Raw genomic sequence first — 20,736 nt, 5'->3', positions numbered from 1 at the left:
ATGTTTAATATATTTGGGGAATTGAATTTGTGAAGCTGAGTATGTAAAGAAAACTAATGCTTAACACTTGAGTATAGTGATTTTGTAAAATGCTTTTAAAGTATGAGATTAGAATAACTTATACATATTAATATATAAATTGAGTTTAGAGAGTTCGGTTTACTATATAATAGATTATACTTCTTAGGAAACTTTATAATTGTGTTTTGGAAATTAGATAATGACTGTAGCAGGTATTAATTTTAATTATTGAATTCAAAAGCTATAAATAGATAAAGATGCTGAGCTTTTTCTTGAAGTTCTTGATGAAAAGCTTTTGCTCTTAAGTAGAATGTAGATTCTTCTTAATTATAATAAAAGACAGTATTTTAAATTTTTGAATACTTACTTTTTCTTTTTAAATATGCTATCCAAAATAGTATTAATTCCTAAAAACAAAAAAGAATAGCACCAATACACAGTATAAAGGCTATAATAAGAAGCGGTATATAAAGTGGCTTTTCACTATTGTCTAATGCTAAATGTAATAATGTTGGACCAGCAAACATTAGACCTAAACAAATTCCTAATCGTTTTAATCCTTTAGCTAATATGTCTCTGTCTGTTCTATTGTCTTCTCTATTGTCTTCGTCCATGAGTAATGCTATCTCTTACGTTTTTATATTTGCTTAATAAAATAGATGCTTCTGATTCTGAAATATTTAGTTCAGTCATGATCATATTTACAGCTCTATTGACTAATTTTTCATTACTGAGCTGCATATCTACCATTTTATTTCCTTTTACTTTACCTAGCTGAATCATTACTGTAGTAGTAATCATATTAAGAACTAGTTTTTGAGCAGTACCAGCTTTCATTCTAGAACTTCCTGTTAGGAATTCAGGTCCTACAATAACTTCAATAGGAAACTGAGCTGTTAAAGACAACGGACTGTTATGATTACAAGTAATACAGCCTGTAATGATATTTTTAGAATTACATTTTTCTAAAGCACTAATAACATAAGGTGTTGTGCCTGAAGCAGCAATACCTATAACGATATCTTGTTCTGTAATTTGGTAGGCTTCTAAGTCTTTCCAACCTTGTGTGGTAGAATCTTCAGCATTTTCTACTGCTTTTCTGATCGCATTATCACCACCAGCTATGATACCAATAACAAGATCATGTGAAACACCGAAAGTAGGTGGACATTCGGAGGCATCAAGAATACCTAGTCTTCCACTTGTACCTGCACCCATATAAAAAAGTCGTCCTCCTGTATTCAATTTATTAACCACTTGTGAAATAAGGGCTTCTATTTGGGGTAAAGCTTTCTTTACAGCTAAAGGAACACTTTGGTCTTCTTTATTTATAGAATTTATAATCTTTTTAACAGACATGTTTTCGAGATTATTATAGTTAGAGTCTTGCTCTGTTGTTTTTATAAAAGTCATGCCTTAAAGGTAAGAAATAAATTTGGCGGATAGGTTGCATTAGCGGTAGTAACGGCATCCTTTTTACAAAATTCTACAAATGGTAACTATGGAATAGGATGCTATTAATTTTTAATCAATGCTAATTGAAACTTATAGGTCCGTAAAAAGATATAGTGGATGACGCGACCCACCATAAGTGGGTAATGCCCAAAATAATAGGTTACTCAACAGTGTAAATAAGTTCATCTACTTCTGATAATCTAAAATAACCAAAAGGAAAGTTATCTGGGTTTGTTGTATTAATACAATTCCCTCTTATAGTTGCGGGCTGAGTTTCGAAAGGCCCACCGCCAGAATCACCTCCTTGTTGGAGAAGTATAAACATAAAATCATAAAATTGACTGGAAACTCCATAATTTCTGATTGTAACGATATCTCCTGGTTCTAAATCTTCTTCGGTATAGAAGCCGAATATTTCGTTACCATCAGTAAATGTATCGTCATAGACGGCTAGCGTTGGCACTACAGGAATATCACTAATGAATTCGAAGAAATAGTAATTATTAATTCCTAAAGGATCATTATAGTAAGCTTTTAGTTCTATGTCCTCGCCAGAAAAACCACCTTCATTATTTTGTTCAACATAATCAATAGGTACAACAGATGTTAACGTTTCCGTAGCTGTATAAATTTCGTCTTCGTAATTAATTACCAATGTATAAACTTCATCTATAACAGGAATAAAACTGTTGTTGTTATAAATTCCGGTATTATTTTCTTCTATAAAATTGAAAATATTACCAGAAGTATCTGAAATTTGAATTAAAGCTCCATTAGCAGGAGGAATAATTTCATCGAAAAAAGGAGCAGACAAGGATAGTTTTATGCTTTGTTCGTTTGCTGCTGTATTTTTGAAATAATTTATGGACGCTTCAATTACTAATTTTGGTTCTGCCGTGTTTAAATCAACATCGATAACATCTTCACAATTGGTGAAAAGTGTTAACAAGAGACCTATATAAATTAATCTTTTCATGATTTAAAATTTAAAATTATAAGAGAATGATGGTACGATACCAAAAATAGCTAAACGTGTAGCTTCGTTGACACCTGTGTTTCTGTTTTCGCTAAATGAGATGCTAGCAGCATTTTTTCGATTATAGACATTGTATATTCCGAATACCCATTCACCTTTAAAATTTTTGGTGCTTTCTGGATTTGGGTTATAATTTACAGCTAAATCTAGACGATGATAGGATGGTAGCCTGCTTGAGTTTCGAGCTTCATAATTAGGAATAGTGATATCATTGTATTGATATTGTCCGTTTGGATAGGTTGTTGGCTGCCCTGTTTGAAAAATAAGATTAGAACTAAAGGACCATTTCTGGCTTAACTCATAACTTCCCGTAAGTGAAATATCGTGGGTTTTATCATATGGTGTGTTGTACCATTGGCCGTTATTAATTCCGGTTTCGATAGCGGTTCTTCCTGGTGTTCTTTGTTCTGATTTTGAAAGTGTATATGCTAACCAACCTGTAAATTTTCCTTCATTTTTTTTGAAAAGAACCTCTAAACCATAAGCTCTTCCTTCTCCATTAAGGATGACTTGTTCTATAGCGTTGTTGGCAATTAAATCTGCACCATCTACATAATCAATTCGATTTTGAATGGTTTTATAAAAACTTTCAACTTCTAAAGAATAGGCATTATTATTAAATGACTTAAAATAACCAATAGCCATTTGATCTAATAATTGTGGTTTGATGTATTTTCCACTTGGTGTCCAAACATCTAAAGGTGTCGGTGAACTTGTATTAGACAATAAATGTAAATATTGACTCATACGATTATAGCTCGCCTTTACAGATGAATTATCATTTAATTGATAAGCTATTGCTAATCGAGGTTCAAGATTTGCAAAAGATTGTATGACATCACTTTTACTAAACGTATCTGTTCCTATAGGATTCGCTTTCTCATAAATACCAAGTGCTGGATTGAAGTTTAGAGGACTATTATTTTCATATATATTTAGTTCATCTTGGCCTAATCTGTGAAACATACTTAAACGCGCTCCATAACTCACCGAAAATTTATCGCTTAGTTTATGTTCAGCGTCAATATAAATGGCATTTTCAAAGGCATATTTATCAATAAGTTTAAATGGATTAATACCAGACTCATCATCTATAGGTTTAATATCTCCTGGATTAAATTTATAATACATACTATTTAAACCATATTCTAGCTTAAAATTGTTACTTATATAATGTTTAAAATCGTATTTAAGGTTGAAGTTTCGTATGCCCGAAACCCAATCAAAACCAACAAAGCCTATCTGTAGTCCATAATAATAGTCTGAATAAATAAGAGATAAATTAGAAAATATCTTATCGGAATAAAGATGGTTCCATCTGAAATTTAAAACAGAGTTTCCAAATGAATTTTCGAAGTTGTCAGAAAATTTAAAAACATCACGGCCAAAATAACCTGATAAGTAAACATTGTTATTATCATTAATGTTGTAGCTTAACTTGGCATTTAAATCATAGAAATAAGCTACATTATCTAAATCAAAAAGCGGTAAGAAAAGATGGGCATAACTGCTGCGACCTCCAATTAAAAAGGATCCTTTGTCTTTTTTTATAGGACCTTCAGCTAATAAGCGACTTGAAATTAGTCCGATGCCTCCATTCATATGAAAAGATTTACGGTTCCCTTCTTTTTGATAAATATCTAAAACAGAAGACACGCGACCACCATATTTAGCAGGGATCCCTCCTTTATAAAGTTTTATATCTTTAATAGCATCAGGATTAAAAACAGAAAAGAAACCAAAAAGGTGAGATGAATTAAAAATGGTTGCTTCATCTAAAAGGATAAGGTTTTGATCTGCTGCACCACCTCTAACATTAAAACCAGAAGAGCCTTCACCAGCATTGGTAACTCCAGGTAAAAGTGTTATTGATTTTATAACATCAACTTCGCCTAGTACAACAGGCATATTCTTTATCGTTTTTATAGATAAAGAATTCACACTCATCTGTGGGTTTTTTATGTTTAATTTTTCAACGTCTTCAGTAACTATAACTTCATCTAAGCTTTCTGCTGTTTCATCAAGTTTATAGTTTTTCGTAAGGTTGCTGTTAAGTACTAAGGTTTCGGAAATGGTTTTAAAACCTAAATAACTTATTTGTACAGCGTAAGTTCCTGCGGGTAATGTAATAGAGTAGAAGCCATACTCGTTAGTAACAGTTCCGGTTTGTTGCTCAGGAATAATAATGTTCACTCCGATAAGCGTTTCATTACTTTGGTTATCTGCTACTGTTCCACTTAGGGTGAAGTTTTCTTGAGCTTGAAGTACTAGAGGACACAATAAAAAAGAAAAAGTATTCTTTTGAGAGTCAATATCATAGGTTCTGAGTGATGTGGTTTGATTGACGGTGTATTAATTCTTTACGAAGGCGACACCTATTTGTTTTACAATACTAAAAATAATTTAAAAGAATAAAAAAGCTTCCCGAAGGAAGCTTTTTTAACATAACATTATATACTGCTAGTTACGAATTTATGATTGAATTTAATATCGCACTTGGACGCATTGCATTCGAAATTAATTCTTCATTAGGAAGGTAATAACCGTCAATATTTACAGATTCTCCTTGGCAATCAATTAACTCTTTTACAATAGCTTCTTCATTTGACGATAATGCATTAAATATTGTATTAAATTCCGCCTTCAAATCAGCATCTTTAGATTGGTTTGCGATAGCTTCTGCCCAATATAAAGCCAAATAGAAATGACTTCCTCTGTTGTCTAATTCATTGACATTTCTCGAAGGTCCTTTTTTATTTTCTAATAATTTATCTGAAGCATCATCTAACGTTTCTCCTAAAATTCTAGCTTTTTCATTAGCGTTAACAACAGCAAAATGCTCTAAAGAAACGGCTAATGCTAAAAATTCACCTAAAGAATCCCAACGTAAATGGTCTTCTGCAAGAAATTGTTGAACGTGCTTAGGTGCAGATCCACCAGCTCCAGTTTCAAACAAACCACCACCATTCATTAAAGGAACAATAGATAACATTTTGGCACTTGTACCAACTTCTAAAATTGGAAATAAATCAGTTAAATAATCTCTAAGTACATTTCCTGTTACAGAAATGGTATCTTTTCCTTCTTTTAGACGTTTTAATGTGAAGTTAGTTGCATCAACTAGCGAAAGAATTCTGATATCTAAACCTTCAGTATCATGATCTTTAAGATAAGTATTTACCTTTTTTATTAATTCTGCATCATGTGCTCTTTTCTTATCTAACCAAAATACAGTAGGTGTTTCTGAAGCTCTTGCTCTAGTTACGGCAAGTTTTACCCAGTCTTGAATAGGTGCATCCTTAGCTTGGCACATTCTCCAAATATCACCAGCTTCAACTTTATGAGTTAATAATACTTTACCATTAGCATCGATAACTTCAACTTTTCCTTTTGAAGCTATTTCAAAAGTTTTATCGTGAGATCCGTATTCTTCAGCTTTTTGAGCCATAAGTCCTACGTTAGGAACTGTTCCCATTGTTGTAGGATCAAAAGCACCATTCTTTTTACAGAAATCAATAGTTGCGCTGTATACACCAGCATAACTACTATCTGGAATTACGGCTTTTGTATCTTGTAGTTTTCCTTCTGCATTCCACATCTGACCAGATGTTCTAATCATTGCGGGCATAGATGCATCAACAATAACATCACTAGGCACATGAAGATTTGTAATTCCTCTTTCAGAATTCACCATTGCAACATCTGCTCCATGCGTTAATTCATAACGAATATCTGCTCTAATTGCATCACGCTTTTCTTCTGGAAGTTCGCTTAATTTTTCTAATAAATTACCAAATCCATTATTGACATCAACACCAATTTTATCGAATGTTTTTCCATGCTTATCAAATAAATCTTTAAAGAAGATACGGACGGCATGACCAAAAATAATAGGGTCAGAAACCTTCATCATTGTCGCTTTCATATGCAATGAAAACAATACACTTTTATCTAAAGCATCTTCTACTTGTTCTTCCAAGAACTCAAGTAAAGCTTTTTTGCTCATTATTGTAGCATCGATAATTTCTCCTTGTAATAAAGCTAAATCACTTTTTAAGTTTGTTTTATTACCTTTTGCATCGGTATGTACAATGTTTATAGAAGTAGCTTCATCTAAAGTTACAGATTTCTCATTATGAGCAAAATCTCCTTTAGACATGGTTGAAACATGTGTTTTAGAATTAGGTGACCAAGCTCCCATACTGTGAGGGTTTTTCTTAGCGTAATTCTTAACGGCTTTAGGTGCGCGTCTATCTGAATTCCCTTCTCTTAAAACCGGGTTAACAGCACTACCTTTAATTTTATCGTAACGTAACTTAATTTCCTTTTCTGCATCATCCTTCGCTTCCTCAGGGTAACTCGGAATCTTAAATCCTTTAGCTTGTAATTCTTCAATCGCAGCAATAAGTTGTGGCACTGAAGCACTGATATTTGGTAATTTTATAATATTAGCTTCTGGTTTTTTTACTAATTCACCTAATTCTGCTAAAGCATCGGATACTTTTTGATCATCTGATAAAAAGTCTGGAAATGCAGCTAAAATTCTAGCGGCTAATGATATGTCTTTTGTCTCTATAACAATACCTGAAGACTTCGTAAATGCTTCAACAATCGGTAAAAATGAACGCGTTGCTAAAGCTGGTGCTTCATCCGTTTTTGTATAAACAATCTTTGCTGTTTTTGTCATATGTCTTGTAAATAAAATGAATAATATTTTGCTCGAAATTGAGCTGTGCGAATATACGAAAACGTTTGATTTTTATCGGTATAAGATTAATACTAAAGAGCGTCAAATTTTAAGAAATTGATAAATAAACACTTAAATTGTTTATTTAATCTTTTATCTTAATATTAAAGCTCTCTAATAAACCTGAAATGTTTTCTTTTGAAAAAGAAGCGTGTTTAATTTGATTTAAATTAGGGTTAATATTGAAATTATATCCTGAAATAAAGTCAGAATGTTCAATGTTAGTTCTGTCAAAGATAGATTGATGTAAATCACAATCGTTAAAGGCAACATGTTTTGCTTCAGTTTCAGTGAAATCAACTTGATGCATTATGCAATTTGTAAATGTTGTGTGATTTATTTTTAATTGATAAAAACTACTTAAATTTAGTGTACAGTTTATGAACTTGAAAGACAGTAAAAAAGTATTGCAATTTTGAAATAAAACTCCTAGTATTTTACAGTCTTTAAACGTGACATTGTCAAGTGTGGTATGCGCTACATTGGCATTACTAAAATTGCAATCTATAAAATCACATTCAGAAAAGATAATATTAGAAAGGTCTGAATTTTCAAAATTACAATTGGTAAATGTACAGTCTGTATACTCCGCTTTAGGTAGTGAGTTTGTAATGTAATCTTGCGTTTTATATTGTTGCTCTTCTATTAATGGTAGATTCATTTTACAAGAATACGAAAGAATTTAGTGTTGAGAAATAGAATTTTTACGAATTACATTAAATGGCGATAGAATCATTTTTACAAGTTAATGCCTACAGTTATAGGAATATTTATATTATAAAGAGCTAATTATAATATAAAACAAAAAGCCATATCACTACAGTAAAACTGCTCTGACATGGCTTTCATGAAAACGGTACTAACGTGGCCTATTTAGCTTCCACTAACTCAGCTGTATGACAAATGTCAACATCTTTTTCGGTTCAAGTGTTTCCGTTTCAAATCGAAACAGTTCATATCTTTCAAAATTTATTGACCTGATATTACTTTGTTTCTTAGGTTGTTTTTCTTGATGTTTTTCCTATAATCTTCAAATTAATGAATGTTAGGCCTAAAACATTGCTCATCCTTTTCGTGTTCACTTTCGATTCCACTACTTCTTCAGAGCTTTTCACTTTACAAACTTAACCTACAACATGGTGTGTTAGATTAATAAAGCTTCATGATCGTTTTACAAGCACTTGTGCTAACACAAGTTGCAAAGCAACCTCAAAAAACTACCTCAATACATAAAGAACTAATCTCTAGTAACAATTTAACATTAATTTGAAATATAATTCAAAACCAAACAATGTTTGTTATTAATTGTTTTACTAAATTAAACAAAAAATTCGAATTTCTATGTTTTTTAACATTTTAGATGTCAACAGTTTATGAACTTAGGTTATCAACAAATGTTAATAACCAAAAAAGCCTTCTTTATCAGAAGGCTTTTTATAGTAATATATAAGTTGGAATTATCTTCTAACTTCTTTGATTCTTGCTTTCTTACCAGTAAGACCTCTAAAGTAGAAAATTCTAGCTCTACGTACTTTACCACGCTTGTTAACTTCTACTTTTTGTAAAGCAGGTAAGTTAACTGGGAAGATACGCTCTACACCAATTGTTCCTGACATTTTACGGATAGTAAACGTTTCAGAAGATCCACTTCCTTTACGTTGTAATACGACACCTCTAAAAAACTGGGTACGTACTTTTTCACCTTCTCTAATTTCGTAATATACTGTGATCGTATCACCAGCACCAAATTTTGGAAAGTCTTTACGGACTACAAATTCGTCTTGTACAAATTTTACTAAAGAACTCATTTTATTTTATTTATAATAGTTGATTCAAAGCAACATTCACGATTCTCGCCAGAGGTTGGTCTAAATTGGTTTGCAAAAGTAGTACTTTTTTGTGTATTAACAATACTTTGACCGCGAAATTTTATTACGTTAATTTCTAGGTCTTGAATTTTACTTTAAACGTATTGAATTTTTAAGGTTTAGATTTTTAAAACTCTGTTAATGCTAATATTATCAGTCCTATAGCGAATAATGAATACGATAAATTTTGAACTATTAATGAAAAGCCTTGAACCATTAATATGGTGTCTATACTTGCGCTACCAGTGAAAGCAGTAAGCAATAAACTTCCTATATATGTTATGAAAACCAAAATATTGCCAATTAAAATTAGCCATGTTGCTAGAGTTTTCTTCTTTATAAAGAGAATAATTGCTGCAATTAATAGAATAAGAGTTGATAAACTATTAATAATTTGGCCTACTGTAAAAAGAATTTCTGTGGAATTATTCATAAAAGAACAGGTTTAATCTTCAAGTAAATCTGGTCGTCTTTCGTTAGTTCTCTTATAAGCTTGTTCTTCTCTCCATTTTTCAATTTTACCAAAGTTTCCACTGAATAATACTTCAGGAACTTTCATGCCGTCGTATTCTCTTGGCTTGGTATAGATTGGAGGTGCTAATAAGTTATCTTGAAAAGAATCCGTTAGGGCAGAGGTTTCATTTCCTAAGACACCAGGAATTAATCGAATTACAGCATCGCATAATACAGCAGCTCCTAATTCTCCACCAGATAAAACGTAATCTCCAATAGATATTTCGCGTGTAATAAACCTATCACGAACGCGCTGATCGACTCCTTTATAATGACCACATAAAATAATGATGTTCTCTTTTAAGGATGTTTGATTCGCAATGCTTTGATTAAGCTGCTCTCCATCAGGAGTCATATAAATAATTTCGTCGTAATTACGTTCTTGTTGTAATTTCGAAATACACTTATCGATAGGTGCTATAGACATCACCATTCCTGCGCCACCACCAAACTGTGTGTCGTCTACAGATTTATAGCCACCCGTTGCATAATCTCTTAAATTATGAAAATGGACCTCTACTAAACCAGCTTCAATTGCTCGTTTTAAAATAGAAGCTTCAAATGGACTTTTTAAAAGTTCGGGTAATACTGTTATAATATCTATACGCATATTTTCAATCTATAAGTTTGCAAAGATATGTTTAATTGATGTATTTTTTGGATAGTCTTTTGTAGATGTTTCTACGTCTTGTTTATATCGTTTGTACCAATGTGTTTGCGATTTAAAAAAGGGCTTAAACCAAATCGTAAAAAAATCCGGAATTAAAATTACGGATTTTTATAGTATTAAAACGTATGTTTTTTCTAAGTGTTTTTTGCAATATTTTAATTACAAATAAGGTAGTTTAAGACTTCTGTTTATTTAATTCGTCTTGTAACTGACGTCTTACTTTTTGCTCGCGTTCTAAAGCATTACGCCTGTGTTCCTCAAATTCTGACTCTACTTCTTCTAATTTGTGTTTTGCTTCGCGAGTTGCAGAATTGCTGCCTTTAAATTTATAAATAAAGAATAATAAAAAAGCTAAAAGGCCGCCGATAATACCCCACATTAAAACTTTGTAACTTGCTTTATTGGTTTGGATACCAAATAATGAGATGTTATCTTTTTCATTATTCGTAGCATTCAAGGTTGATTCTGTATTGGATAGATTACTTTTTAAGCTTTCTATTTCACCAACTTGCTTATCAACAATCGCTTGTGTGTCTACTAAATCTTTATGCACTGCTTTAAGAGAATCAAGCGTATGCGCTTTTAGCGCATAAAGCCATGTTTTCTTAACGGTTTTGTAATCTTGCCAACTATTAGAGCGTCTAATTACAAATTCAAATTGATTATCAATTGTACCACTATTAAGAGATAATTTCTCGTCGTCGTCGTTATCGGTTTGTGCGATAGTTGTTTGAAAACTAAATGCAACTAAAAGAATTACAGTAACTTTTGTTAAGAATTTCATCTTAGAGGTAATTTTGGTTGTGTTAGATTAATTGGTTGCCAAGATAATAATTTTATGAGGATATCATAAACAAATTATCAAACAAATAGCCTTTCAATAGTGAAAGGCATTTAATATACGGTAGAAATTATAGTTTAGATGTTGAATACTATAGTCTATCCTTAGTTTTATTCCTGTTGCATTATTAATTCACTATAAATCATAACGCTAATAATCAAAAAAATCTTGCCAAAGACAAGATTTTCATTTTTCCCTTTTTCAGAACGATCTAATAATAAGCATAGCGTCTTACCTTAGAAATATATTTTGCGAGTCTAATAACCTGTTGGCTATATCCATATTCATTATCGTACCATATATATAGTATCGCATTTTTTTCCATCTTTTCTAACAATGGTTGCTTTACTATCATAAATAGCAGGTGCAGAGCTACCGATAATATCACTCGAGACTAATTCGTCACTCATTTCATATTTAATTTGTTCTACCAAATCTCCTTCGAGCGCATATTTTTTCATAATAGTATTTATGCTTTCTACAGACGTCTCATTTTCTAATTCTAAATTAAGAATAGCTAAAGAGCCGTTAGGAACAGGTACTCTAATGGCATTAGATGTCAGCTTACCATCTAAAGCAGGTATGGCTTTGCTAACCGCTTGGCCAGCTCCGGTTTCTGTAATTACCATATTTAATCCGGCTGCACGACCACGTCTGTATTTACTATGAAAATTATCGACTAAATTCTGATCGTTTGTATAGGCGTGTATAGTTTCTAAATGTCCTGTTTTAATCCCGAAAGAATCTTCTATAGCTTTTAGAACAGGTGTAATGGCATTGGTTGTACAAGAAGCTGCTGAGACTATTTTAACTTTATCTGGGTTGTACTCTGTATGATTAACTCCATGTACAATATTAGGAATACCTTTTCCTGGTGCAGTAAGTATAACTTTATCGACACCTTTTGATTCTAAGTGTCTGCTTAAGGCGGCTTTGTCTCTAAATGCTCCAGTATTGTCAATAACTAATGCGTTATTAATTCCGTATGCAGTATAATCAATATCTTCTGGTGCATTCGCAGAAATAACTTTTACGGTTGTCCCATTAATTATTAAAGCAGAGTTTTTAAGATCTATATTTACCATACCTGAAAAATCACCATGTACAGAATCATTTCTCAACAATGAAGCACGTTTTTCTAAAACGGTTTCGGTAATGTCTCCTCGTGTAACAATAGCTCTTAATCTTAGTTGTGTACCTTTTCCTGTTCGTGTCATTAATTCACGCGCTACCAAACGGCCAATTCTACCAAATCCATATAGAACCACATCCTTTGGCTCTATACCTTTATTGTCTTTAGCATTGCCTAATTTAGAAGCAACAAAAGCAGTGGCATTGCCATATTTTTGATCTTCTAAATGGAATTCATAAGTTAATTTCCCAATGTCTAGTTTGGCTGGAGGTAAGTTTAATGTACTAATAGCTTGCGCAATTTCAACAGAATCGAAAATAGAAATAGGTTTCTGAACAAATTCTCCAGCATACTCATGCAGGTTTAGAATTTCGCTCACATTTCTGTCTATTAATTGGTTTCTGAATAATACCAATTCAATAGATTTATCGTACCATAAGTCACTGATAATTTTAATAAATTCTACAGTTGCTCTGCGACGATCTGCTTGAAACGCTAACTCTTTTTCGTAAGTGTCGTTAAATCCCATGTTTTCTTGGTTTAAGTGATTTAGATTTTGCGCAAAAGTAATATATTTCAAACGTTTTCGTAACACCTTTTGTCGAAAATAAAAACCCTTCAAAGAAATAGACTTTGAAGGGTAATTTAAGGACTAAATTTAAGTTTTTTACCTAAAATGATAAACCATTTTTTCACCTTCCTTATTGATAACCTCAATTTGAAGTGGTTCATTAACAGCACGTATTTTTATGGCATCTTGAGCATCATCTATAGAATATAATTTCTTACCGTTAATTTTAGTAATAATGCTACCTTCTTCAACTCCGTTTTTATTCCAAGATGATTTATAATTTTCATCTAGTTTATTAATTTTTACTCCATATTCCGTTTTGTTACGCTTTAATTCCTTTTCTGAAGCATTTTTTATAAGACCAATTGTTGGCAATGTATAGATTGCTGGTTTTAATAAGGTCACAGGAAGTGTTGCTTCATCACCATCTCTAAGTAAGGTAACATTAACGACATCATCCGGACTCTTTGTTTTTAAATACCCTGTTAAATCTGAGAATTTATTTATTTCTACATTATCTATTTTTTTTATAATGTCGCCAGATTGAATACCTGCTTTTTCTGCACCTGTATCTTCCTGTACTTCACTAACGTAAAATCCTTCTGTTGAATTTACTCCTAATTCTTTAGCAGCCCTACTATTTAAAGCCCCACCTGTAACACCAAGAATACCATTTTGAACATTACCATATTCCATTATATCATTCACGATTTTACGAGCAATATTACTAGGCACAGCAAAAGAGTATCCTATATAAGAACCCGTTTGCGATGAAATAGCAGTATTTATACCTATTAGGTCTCCATTAGTGTTAACCAAAGCACCACCTGAATTACCGGGATTTACGGCAGCATCCGTTTGTATAAACGATTGCATATTCTGACCAGATAAATCTCTAGATTTTGCACTAATAATACCAGCTGTAACCGTAGAGTTAAGATTAAATGGATTACCAACGGCTAAAACCCACTCTCCAATTTTTGCATTATCAGAATCACCAAATGCCATAAATGGTAAATCTTCATTTGCTTCAATTTTTAGTAAGGCAATATCTGTAGTTTCATCTGTACCAATCAATTCTGCCATGTACGATTTGTTGTTATTTAAAGTAATGCTGATTTCGTTTGCATTTTTAATAACATGGTTATTGGTAACAATATAACCTGTGGGAGAAATAATGACGCCACTACCAGTACCAATTTGGGCACGTTGAGAACTACGACCATAAAAATAATCGCGCATATTTGTTGGTGCATTTACAATTGCCGTGTTTTTTACATGCACAACAGAGTGTATAGACTTATCAGCGGCTTCAACAAAATTAGGAGCTAATGTAGTCGTATTGTTTAGGGTATTAACGGTATTACTTGCAGGAACAAACATGGGGAATTCAGACGACTGTTCAACAGCTACAGATTGTGTTTCATTCTCAACAAAAAGTTTGTAACCACCCAAAGTCAATAGACCACCTAATGCAGAAACAAACACCAATGTTATTATCTTCTTCATAATTTTCAGATTTAAGTTTAACTATTTAATTAGTATTTTATGTTTAACTAACGATTAAAATTAGAAATTTATTGATTTCGTTTTTGATTTTAACGACTATTTAACGTCAAATTTAACGCCCTCTTAACACCACAGAATACAGTCTAATATTCTTATATTTGTGGCTTATTAATAACTATGACATTTTATAAATATCAAGGAACAGGTAACGATTTTGTAATTGTAGATAATCGTTTACAGTTTATAGACAAAAAGGATACCAAACGTATTGCAACCATATGCGACCGACGTTTTGGCATAGGATCTGATGGTTTTATACTGTTAGAAAATGATGAAAAGGTAGATTTTAAAATGGTCTATTACAATGCAGACGGAAACGAAAGCACGATGTGTGGTAATGGTGGACGTTGTATTGTGGCTTTTGCAAAATTTTTAAATATCATTAAAAACGAAACTGAATTTGTAGCTATTGATGGGCTTCATAAAGCTAAAATTGAAGACGGTTTGGTGCACCTTCAAATGCAAGATGTTTCTGAAATTGAATCTTTTGATGATCATATATTTTTAGATACAGGTTCGCCGCATCATGTTGAACTTGTTTCAGAATTGAAGAATTTTGAAGTTAAATCGAATGGAGAAAGAATCAGAAATGGTGCACCTTATAATGAAGCTGGATCTAATGTGAATTTTGTAGAACAATTATCTATAGAAAATTTTGCCGTAAGAACTTACGAACGTGGAGTAGAGGATGAAACCTTATCTTGTGGTACAGGTGTCACCGCAGTTGCATTAGCCATGCATAAAATAGGAAAAACAAAGGCTGATAAAATTAGTTTGCAAACACAAGGCGGTCTGTTGAATGTGACGTTTAATTTTAATGAAAACGGTTACGATAATATTTGGTTGATAGGATCGGCTGAACAGGTTTTTAAAGGTGAAATTGAATGGTAAACCTAAAAGGAGAACATATTTATTTAAGAGCTTTAGAGCCTGAAGATTTAGACTTTGTTTACCGTATTGAAAATGATACAACGCTTTGGGAGTTAAGTGATACACAAACACCTTATTCAAGATTTTTAATAAAACAATATCTTGAAAATGCACAGCAAGACATTTTTGAAGCTAAACAATTGCGATTAGCTATTTGCGATACTAGTGACAACACTATTGGTTTAATTGATGTGTTTGAATTTGACGTTAAAAATAAACGTGCAGGTATCGGCATCCTTATTCAAGATGAAGAAAATAGAAATCGAGGCTATGGCAAAGAAGCACTAGAATTATTAGTAAATTATTGCTTTCAAACGCTGCATTTGCATCAGGTTTATGCTAACATTTCCGAAAGCAATTCTGCAAGTTTAAAGTTGTTTAAAAATAATGGCTTTGGAATAATAGGATTAAAAAAAGATTGGAGTTTCGATGGTGAAAAGTACACCAATGAATATATTTTACAACGAATTAACGCTTAACTATGTATATTAAAAAAATTCTTTGGGCAGTTGCTCTCATTGGCTTGGTCATCTTTGGTGTAATTGCTTACTACATTTATGGGACAATGTTTTCACCTAACACCAATTTCGAAAATGAAACAGCCTATATTTATGTTCCAACTAATGCAAATTACTCAGAAGTAAGATCACAATTAGAACCACTTTTAAAAGATATTGGTGCGTTTGATGCTTTAGCAAAACAGAAAAAGTACGTCACCAATATTAAAGCAGGTCGATTTGCTATTTCTAAAGGCATGAATAATAATGATATTATTAATTCTATCCGAAGTAAAAATCTACCAGTCAAAATAGCATTTAACAATCAACATAGTATAAAAGATTTAGCAGGAAGAATCAGTATGCAGATTGAAGCTGATAGTTTAACCTTAGAAAAGGTAATGATGGATGAGTCATTTCTATCTGATAACGGATTTTCAAAAGCAACAGCATTAGGTATGTATTTGCCAAATAGCTATGAGTTTTTCTGGAATACTTCTGCTGAAACATTTAGAGATAGAATGTTAGTAGAATACAATCGTTTTTGGACAGACGCCAGAAAAGCGAAAGCTAAAAAATTGAATTTAACTCCAAATGAAGTTATTACATTAGCATCTATTGTGCATGAAGAATCTAAACAAGCAGACGAGCAACCAAGAGTAGCTGGTGTGTATTTAAATAGATTACGAATTGGGATGCCATTACAAGCTGATCCTACGTTAAAGTTTGCAGCTTACCAGTTGCCTCAATATCAAAACATGATTATTAGACGTGTATTAAACATTCATAAGGAAATTAATTCACCATATAATACGTATCAAAACTCAGGTTTACCTCCAGGACTTATTGCAATGCCAGATTTATCTGCAATAAAAGCCGTTTTAAATCCTGAAACGCATAGTTACCTTTATTTTGCAGCAGATGCTAAACGCTTAGGCTATCATAAGTTTGCTAAAACATTAGGACAACATAATAACAATGCCAGAGAATATCATAGGTATTTATCGTCTCAAGGGATTAATAAATAAGGTTTGAATCACGCTTTTGTCTATATTATAATTTTCTTTTTGGCAAGTGCTTCGCTTTTTTCACAATCTAAACTCAATCAATTTTTAAAGCCTAGCGATACATTAAATACATCGCGCAGAAATACTGTTGTAATTTCCGAAGCTGCATTAGCGACAACAACATTAATTGGTTTAAATCAATTATGGTATGCAGATTATTCACGTTCAAATTTTAAAACCTTGAATGATAGTGGAGAGTGGCTACAGATGGATAAATTAGGACATGCGTTTTCATCTTATCAATTAGGAAGGCTAGGGGCTAACACACTAAATTGGGCTGGAGTTAGTAAAAAAGACCAATTACTTTATGGTTCTACATTAGGTTTGGGATTTCTAACAGCAGTAGAAGTTATGGACGGGTTTTCTGAAGAATGGGGATTTTCTTGGTCAGATATGGCGGCAAACGCAGCGGGAACAGGATTACATGTGGGACAAGAACTACTTTGGGAAGAGCAACGTATAGTCTTGAAGTATTCGTTTCATAGAACTCAATTCGCTAAGCAACGTCCAAATAAATTAGGTAGTGGATTGGCGGAAGAGTTTTTAAAAGACTATAATGGACAAACGTATTGGTTAAGCGCCAATATTAATTCATTTCTAAAAACTGAAACCATACCAAATTGGTTAAATGTCGCTTTTGGTTATGGAGCCGATGGTATGTTAACAGGTGAAGCATCTGATCTTTTATTTTTAAACCAAAATAGACAACGTCAATATTACTTAAGTTTAGATGTTGATTTAACCCGAATTAAAACAAATTCTCACTTCCTAAAAGCACTATTTGACGTTTTTAACGTTATTAAGCTGCCTTTTCCTGCAGTAGAATTAAACAGCAGTGGTCGGATAAAATGGCACCCTGTCTACTTTTAAGTTAATTTTTTAACACTTAATCGGTTGATTTTCAGTAATTGAAAATATGTTGTATATTTGCACGCGAATTTTGTATGATAGTTTTTTGAAACTATTTTACTGTAAAAATTTAACTGTTATGATTAAAAATAGCGTTAAGAGTATAGTAATACCATTTTCAATTTGTGTACTTATGGCATTAGCCTTGTACCCAAATGCATCTCTTAATCCTGATATGTATTCTACAGAAGGATTAATACTAGATTATAACATTTCTGAAGAAGTGGCTATGGTCACTGAAGACCATAATGTAAAGTACAATTTGTTTACTCCACATTTAGGTAAATCTTTTGAAGGATTTAAAGAAGCCTTAGCTTTTAAAGAATCTAGAGGTGATTATTTTACGGTAAATACTTTGGGGTATTTAGGAAAATATCAATTTGGTGCAGAAACATTAAAAGTTATTGGTATTTACAACCCTAATCAGTTCTTATATAATCCAGAATTACAAGAAAAAGCATTCATAGCAAATGCAGAACGTAATAAATGGGTGCTTAGAAAAGACATTAAGCGTTTTGAGGGCAAACAAATTGCAGGTATAAAAGTTACCGAATCTGGTATTTTAGCAGCTGCTCACTTAGCAGGTCCTGGAAGTGTAAAAAAGTTTTTACGTAGTTATGGAGTTAATAACCTTTCTGATGCTTATGGGTCTTCTGTAAGATATTATATGAAAAAGTTTTCTGGTTATGATACGTCTATGATTACTCCAGATAAGAAAGCAAGAGTAACACTCTAATTTCAATTAATCTTTCTGAATAATAAATATAGCAGGCCTCTTATGGAGGTCTTCTTTATTGTGTTTCCAGTCGTTGGCAGTTTTTGTTTTTATAAACTCGGTAGGCAAAGTTAAATCGCATGCGACGCAGACTCGTGTATTTGGATGTAGTGTGCTCGTTAAGTCTTCAAGCATTTTCATGTTTCTATAAGGAGTTTCAATAAAAATTTGAGATTGGTTATGTTCAGAAGATAAGCGCTCTAAAGTCTTTAGTTTTGCCTTTCGTTCACTTTTGTCAATAGGTAAATAGCCATTAAAAGTAAAACTCTGACCATTCATGCCAGAACCCATTAAAGCTAATAGAATAGAAGAAGGGCCAACAAGTGGTACAACTTTTATATCCATTTGATGGGCTAAACCTACAATATCAGCACCAGGATCTGCAATTGCCGGGCAACCAGCTTCAGAAAGTAATCCGATTGACACTCCTTCTAAGCAAGGGTTTAAATAAGTATTGCGCTCTGCTTCTGTAGTATATTTATTAAGTACTTGAAGCTTTAGTGACGGTTGTGATTTACCGGGTGAAATGCGTTTTATAAAACGACGTGCTGTTTTTTCATTTTCAACAATATAAAAGTCAATATCCTCAACTATTTTTTTAATTGAAATTGGTAAAACCTCAAGAGGTGGGTTGTCGCCTAATCGTGTAGGGATAAGATATAATTTTCCTTTAGTATTGCTCATTAATGTATGACTAGTTTATAGGTGTTTTGTATGTCGTTTTCCGAATTGATTTTTAATATATAAATACCTTCAGACAATTCAGTGGTGTTTATTGTTAAAGTAGTGTTGGTAGTGCTGTTAATCTCCTTTACCTTTTTTCCTTGTATATCATAGATATAGATATCAGTTAAAAGGTCTGTGTTGTGATTTGAACCAAAATTAATATGTAAGGTGTTCTTAGTAGGATTGGGATAAATTGATACTTCAGAAAGTAAATTATCGTTATCGCTTAAAGTAGCGTCTGTAAGTTTATAAATAGTACCACCAGAAAGATCTGAAACATATAGTTCTCCATTCACATCTTCACCAAAAGCTGACCATTGCCCTGAAAATTGTTGAAAAGTTTTAGTCCATAACTCATTAGTCTCATCATAAATTAAATATCCGATTTCCTGACTACAAAGGTCAGCAAAGAAATACCAACCAATAAAATTCGGGTAATTAGTACCTCTGTATCTATAGCCACCAGTAATGGAGCATTTAATTTCACCATCTCCAAAATGGTAATAACCGCTCACAGGAAAAGTATAAGTGCTTTGGTCTATACAACCCGTTGTGTTATAAGTATCATTACCTTCGTAGCATTTCCATCCGTAGTTTAATCCTGTAGAAGCTTCTGCTGGAGAAACGCTATTAATCTCTTCATATTCACTTTGACCTACGTCTGCAATCCATTGATCGCCATTTAAACGATCGAAAGAAAACTTCCATGGATTTCTAAGTCCATAAGCCCAAATTTCGGGTCTAGTATTGGAATCTTCAACAAACGGATTATCAGAAGGAATACCGTAATTTTCTGTTTCTGTAACGGTATCAATATCTAATCGTAATATTTTACCAAGTAAGCTTAATTTATTTTGGGAGCGGTTTTCTGGATCTCCGGAAGAACCACCATCACCAGAAGAGATATAAAGATAACCATCAGATCCAAAAGCTAAATCTCCACCATTGTGGTTAGTGTATGGTTGGTCATAATTAAGTATCGTGAATTCAGAATCTGGGTCTACAGCTTCAGAATTTGTAAAATCTTTTGTGAATCTAGAGATTACAGTGTTTCCAGAATTGTTAATGTAGTTTACAAAAAAATAGCCATTAACAGCATAATCGGGATGAAAAGCCAACCCAAGCAGACCTCTTTCGTTTCCTGTATTAATTACAAGATTATTAATATCTAAAAATGGAGTGCTTTGTAACGTGCCATCGGCATTAATTATTTTTATTTGTCCAGCTTGCTCAACCACGAATAACCTATCATCACCAGCGTGCTTAATGCTTACAGGTTTATTTAAATTAGAAGCAAAAAGTTCTAACGCGAGTTCTTGAGCGTAAGTGTTTGGTATAGTTGTAAGTGCAATAAGAAGAAGTGTTATAGTCGATTTCATAAACAATGAACATTTAAAATACTAATTTAC

General features: G+C 32.6%; 18 protein-coding genes and 1 pseudogene. 5 read left to right on the top strand and 14 right to left on the bottom strand.

All coding sequences use genetic code 11. The features are described 5' to 3' along the window. Positions 1 to 428: 428 nt before the first annotated feature. The 12 genes and pseudogenes from ADIWIN_RS16715 to ADIWIN_RS16660 all read right to left on the bottom strand — a co-directional run bounded on the left by ADIWIN_RS16715 (position 429) and on the right by ADIWIN_RS16660 (position 14,363). Positions 429 to 635 (bottom strand): DUF6095 family protein, encoded by a 207-nt coding sequence (locus tag ADIWIN_RS16715; protein ID WP_020896046.1) that lies wholly within the window; start codon positions 633 to 635, stop codon positions 429 to 431. After that, positions 619 to 1,434: an N-acetylmuramic acid 6-phosphate etherase gene (gene murQ / locus ADIWIN_RS16710; RefSeq protein WP_020896045.1), complete on the bottom strand. Its 816-nt coding sequence runs from the start codon at positions 1,432 to 1,434 to the stop codon at positions 619 to 621. The genes ADIWIN_RS16715 and murQ overlap by 17 nt, the downstream gene beginning before the upstream one ends. A gap of 202 nt (positions 1,435 to 1,636) precedes the next feature. Beyond that, complete coding sequence (locus ADIWIN_RS16705; protein ID WP_040757644.1) at positions 1,637 to 2,452, bottom strand: DUF4249 family protein; 816 nt, start codon at positions 2,450 to 2,452, stop codon at positions 1,637 to 1,639. Positions 2,453 to 2,455: 3 nt separating this feature from the next. Beyond that, the gene (locus ADIWIN_RS16700; protein ID WP_020896043.1) at positions 2,456 to 4,792 is read right to left on the bottom strand and encodes a TonB-dependent receptor; all 2,337 of its coding nucleotides are present in this window, start codon (positions 4,790 to 4,792) and stop codon (positions 2,456 to 2,458) included. 184 nt (positions 4,793 to 4,976) lie between these two features. Continuing rightward, a complete protein-coding gene (locus tag ADIWIN_RS16695) occupies positions 4,977 to 7,199 on the bottom strand; it encodes an NADP-dependent isocitrate dehydrogenase (protein ID WP_020896042.1) in 2,223 nt (740 codons plus the stop codon). A gap of 145 nt (positions 7,200 to 7,344) precedes the next feature. Beyond that, positions 7,345 to 7,920, bottom strand: coding sequence for a pentapeptide repeat-containing protein (locus ADIWIN_RS16690; protein ID WP_020896041.1), 576 nt, complete (start codon positions 7,918 to 7,920; stop codon positions 7,345 to 7,347). A 796-nt stretch (positions 7,921 to 8,716) separates the two neighbouring features. Then, positions 8,717 to 9,067, bottom strand: coding sequence for a 50S ribosomal protein L19 (gene rplS, locus ADIWIN_RS16685; protein ID WP_020896040.1), 351 nt, complete (start codon positions 9,065 to 9,067; stop codon positions 8,717 to 8,719). 187 nt (positions 9,068 to 9,254) lie between these two features. Next, a complete protein-coding gene (locus tag ADIWIN_RS20415; protein ID WP_020896039.1) occupies positions 9,255 to 9,560 on the bottom strand; it encodes a hypothetical protein in 306 nt (101 codons plus the stop codon). Between the two features lie 12 nt (positions 9,561 to 9,572). After that, positions 9,573 to 10,250 carry a tRNA (guanosine(37)-N1)-methyltransferase TrmD gene (gene trmD, locus ADIWIN_RS16675; RefSeq protein WP_020896038.1) on the bottom strand — a complete coding sequence of 226 codons (678 nt, stop codon included), beginning with the start codon at positions 10,248 to 10,250 and terminating at the stop codon, positions 9,573 to 9,575. Positions 10,251 to 10,485: 235 nt separating this feature from the next. Continuing rightward, positions 10,486 to 11,094 (bottom strand): hypothetical protein, encoded by a 609-nt coding sequence (locus ADIWIN_RS16670; protein ID WP_020896037.1) that lies wholly within the window; start codon positions 11,092 to 11,094, stop codon positions 10,486 to 10,488. 268 nt (positions 11,095 to 11,362) lie between these two features. Beyond that, positions 11,363 to 12,812: pseudogene (locus ADIWIN_RS16665) on the bottom strand (glyceraldehyde-3-phosphate dehydrogenase). A 138-nt stretch (positions 12,813 to 12,950) separates the two neighbouring features. Beyond that, positions 12,951 to 14,363: a trypsin-like peptidase domain-containing protein gene (locus tag ADIWIN_RS16660; RefSeq protein WP_020896034.1), complete on the bottom strand. Its 1,413-nt coding sequence runs from the start codon at positions 14,361 to 14,363 to the stop codon at positions 12,951 to 12,953. 171 nt (positions 14,364 to 14,534) lie between these two features. Between ADIWIN_RS16660 and dapF the strand changes: the two genes are divergently transcribed. The 5 genes from dapF (at position 14,535) to ADIWIN_RS16635 (ending at position 18,562) form a co-directional block, all read left to right on the top strand. Further along, a complete protein-coding gene (gene dapF / locus ADIWIN_RS16655) occupies positions 14,535 to 15,314 on the top strand; it encodes a diaminopimelate epimerase (protein ID WP_040757642.1) in 780 nt (259 codons plus the stop codon). Then, entirely contained in the window at positions 15,308 to 15,832 is a 525-nt protein-coding gene (locus tag ADIWIN_RS16650) for a GNAT family N-acetyltransferase (RefSeq protein ID WP_020896032.1), read from the top strand. Before dapF ends, ADIWIN_RS16650 begins: the two co-directional genes overlap by 7 nt. 2 nt (positions 15,833 to 15,834) lie before the next feature. After that, a complete protein-coding gene (gene mltG, locus ADIWIN_RS16645) occupies positions 15,835 to 16,878 on the top strand; it encodes an endolytic transglycosylase MltG (protein ID WP_020896031.1) in 1,044 nt (347 codons plus the stop codon). Positions 16,879 to 16,881: 3 nt separating this feature from the next. Then, positions 16,882 to 17,787 (top strand): DUF2279 domain-containing protein, encoded by a 906-nt coding sequence (locus ADIWIN_RS16640; RefSeq protein ID WP_020896030.1) that lies wholly within the window; start codon positions 16,882 to 16,884, stop codon positions 17,785 to 17,787. 118 nt (positions 17,788 to 17,905) lie between these two features. After that, positions 17,906 to 18,562: a hypothetical protein gene (locus ADIWIN_RS16635; RefSeq protein WP_020896029.1), complete on the top strand. Its 657-nt coding sequence runs from the start codon at positions 17,906 to 17,908 to the stop codon at positions 18,560 to 18,562. Positions 18,563 to 18,568: 6 nt separating this feature from the next. On the opposite strand, the gene ADIWIN_RS16630 is transcribed toward ADIWIN_RS16635, so the two are convergent. Continuing rightward, entirely contained in the window at positions 18,569 to 19,285 is a 717-nt protein-coding gene (locus tag ADIWIN_RS16630; protein WP_020896028.1) for an SAM-dependent methyltransferase, read from the bottom strand. Beyond that, positions 19,285 to 20,706, bottom strand: coding sequence for a PQQ-dependent sugar dehydrogenase (locus ADIWIN_RS16625; RefSeq protein WP_020896027.1), 1,422 nt, complete (start codon positions 20,704 to 20,706; stop codon positions 19,285 to 19,287). The genes ADIWIN_RS16630 and ADIWIN_RS16625 overlap by 1 nt, the downstream gene beginning before the upstream one ends. Between the last annotated feature and the right edge of the window lie 30 nt (positions 20,707 to 20,736).

The organism is Winogradskyella psychrotolerans RS-3, from assembly GCF_000427335.1.
GTDB classification, from domain to species: domain Bacteria; phylum Bacteroidota; class Bacteroidia; order Flavobacteriales; family Flavobacteriaceae; genus Winogradskyella; species Winogradskyella psychrotolerans.
The sequence above is the reverse complement of the archived record's forward strand: the minus strand, read 5'-3'. Positions and strand labels throughout refer to the sequence as shown.

Bases quoted from the DNA above. Each gene is read 5' to 3' on its own strand.
- ADIWIN_RS16630 (WP_020896028.1), bottom strand. From the start codon at position 19,285: ATGAGCAATACTAAAGGAAAATTATATCTTATCCCTACACGATTAGGC.
- ADIWIN_RS16715 (WP_020896046.1), bottom strand. From the start codon at position 635: ATGGACGAAGACAATAGAGAAGACAATAGAACAGACAGAGACATATTA.
- rplS (WP_020896040.1), bottom strand. From the start codon at position 9,067: ATGAGTTCTTTAGTAAAATTTGTACAAGACGAATTTGTAGTCCGTAAA.
- ADIWIN_RS20415 (WP_020896039.1), bottom strand. From the start codon at position 9,560: ATGAATAATTCCACAGAAATTCTTTTTACAGTAGGCCAAATTATTAAT.
- trmD (WP_020896038.1), bottom strand. From the start codon at position 10,250: ATGCGTATAGATATTATAACAGTATTACCCGAACTTTTAAAAAGTCCA.
- ADIWIN_RS16635 (WP_020896029.1), top strand. From the start codon at position 17,906: ATGATTAAAAATAGCGTTAAGAGTATAGTAATACCATTTTCAATTTGT.
- ADIWIN_RS16660 (WP_020896034.1), bottom strand. From the start codon at position 14,363: ATGAAGAAGATAATAACATTGGTGTTTGTTTCTGCATTAGGTGGTCTA.
- mltG (WP_020896031.1), top strand. From the start codon at position 15,835: ATGTATATTAAAAAAATTCTTTGGGCAGTTGCTCTCATTGGCTTGGTC.
- ADIWIN_RS16650 (WP_020896032.1), top strand. From the start codon at position 15,308: ATGGTAAACCTAAAAGGAGAACATATTTATTTAAGAGCTTTAGAGCCT.
- ADIWIN_RS16690 (WP_020896041.1), bottom strand. From the start codon at position 7,920: ATGAATCTACCATTAATAGAAGAGCAACAATATAAAACGCAAGATTAC.
- ADIWIN_RS16625 (WP_020896027.1), bottom strand. From the start codon at position 20,706: ATGAAATCGACTATAACACTTCTTCTTATTGCACTTACAACTATACCA.
- ADIWIN_RS16695 (WP_020896042.1), bottom strand. From the start codon at position 7,199: ATGACAAAAACAGCAAAGATTGTTTATACAAAAACGGATGAAGCACCA.
- ADIWIN_RS16705 (WP_040757644.1), bottom strand. From the start codon at position 2,452: ATGAAAAGATTAATTTATATAGGTCTCTTGTTAACACTTTTCACCAAT.
- murQ (WP_020896045.1), bottom strand. From the start codon at position 1,434: ATGACTTTTATAAAAACAACAGAGCAAGACTCTAACTATAATAATCTC.
- ADIWIN_RS16670 (WP_020896037.1), bottom strand. From the start codon at position 11,094: ATGAAATTCTTAACAAAAGTTACTGTAATTCTTTTAGTTGCATTTAGT.